1 protein-coding gene is annotated in these 1,266 nt (G+C 49.3%); it reads left to right on the forward strand.

Annotated elements, in window-relative coordinates:
• A partial coding sequence (pduL, locus tag UF75_RS29535) for a phosphate propanoyltransferase (protein ID WP_197079547.1) occupies nucleotides 1–1,135 on the forward strand: 1,135 nt, incomplete at its 5' end.
• Nucleotides 1,136–1,266: the final 131 nt, after the last annotated feature.

Consider the following 1,266-nt stretch of genomic DNA (forward strand, 5'->3'; position numbering starts at 1 on the left):
CATTAAACCGGAACACGTGACCCATTTGCGCACCGGTGATTTAGTTACTAAAACCCATCCGGTGATTGCCTACCGAGGACAACTGGACCTCTTTCAATGTGAACTGGTTGAGGCTCAGGTCTTCTTCGAACAAAAAGGGGAGAAAGACCTTATCCAAAAACTCGAAGAAATCGCCGCTCTTTGCAGACAACTGATGGTCAGTGAAGTCAGGCAAGAGCCCTTTCAATGGAGCACTCTGATCGGTCTGACCCCAGAAGAACTCCGCGAACGATCTCATCATCCCAAAAAATACTTTGGGATTGATCATACTCCGCTGAGCTATGCGTATGGAGCTATTGTAGCCAAACTTCATCATCTTAGAGCAAAGTCACGAGAGGTCGAACTTTACGCCAATCGGGCCTTCACGGATGAAACCGGGGCCTGTAGCCGAACCGACCTGATCCAAGCCTTAAACCGCCTTTCCAGTGCCTTCTATATTCTTGCCTGTGAAGTACGGGGACGGATAAAGGACCAAACCGAGAACGCAGAGAAAGCGGTGAAGGCCGTGAAATTCGGGCAACCTGAGAAGCAAGTCACTATAGGAACCTCGAATCGACACATCCATCTCTCTGAGGACGATTTAAACGCCCTGTTCGGAGAAGGCTATGAGTTAACCCCTCAAAAAGCTCTCTCCCAACCCGCTCAGTTCGCCGCCCAAGAAACTGTCACCCTCGTAGGCCCAAAAGGACAATTTGAAAATGTACGAGTCTTGGGCCCCGTGAGAAAACGGACACAAGTCGAACTGAGCGTTACGGATTGTTTTAAATTGGGAATTAAGCCCGTTATCCGAGACTCGGGCCAACATGAAGGAACTGTAGGGCTTCAGATTGTAGGCCCAGTTGGTCATGTCGAGCTTGAAACCGGTGTAATGGTCGCTAGCAGGCACATCCACTTGCATACTAACGAAGCTAAAGCGTGGTCTTTAAAGGATGGAGACCGAGTTCGTGTGAAAGTAGAAAGCCAACGTCCGATGGTCTATGAAGATGTGCTAATCCGAGTCAGTGACCAATACCAAAAAGAAATGCACTTGGACTTAGATGAAGCCAATGCGGCGTTTATTGACCCACAGAGCTATGGAGTGCTCATGGAGGAATAACTCATGAATGAAGACCTCATTAACCAAATCGTGCGCCGAATCCTCTCCGATCCAGCCTTGCAAACCCTCCTAGAGGGAAGCCGAGCCGGAAACGGAGAACTGAAGGCGGTAAAATCAAGCGGGCTGATCCT

Origin of the sequence: Desulfosporosinus sp. I2, assembly GCF_000960765.1 — a bacterium.
Classification (GTDB): domain Bacteria; phylum Bacillota; class Desulfitobacteriia; order Desulfitobacteriales; family Desulfitobacteriaceae; genus Desulfosporosinus.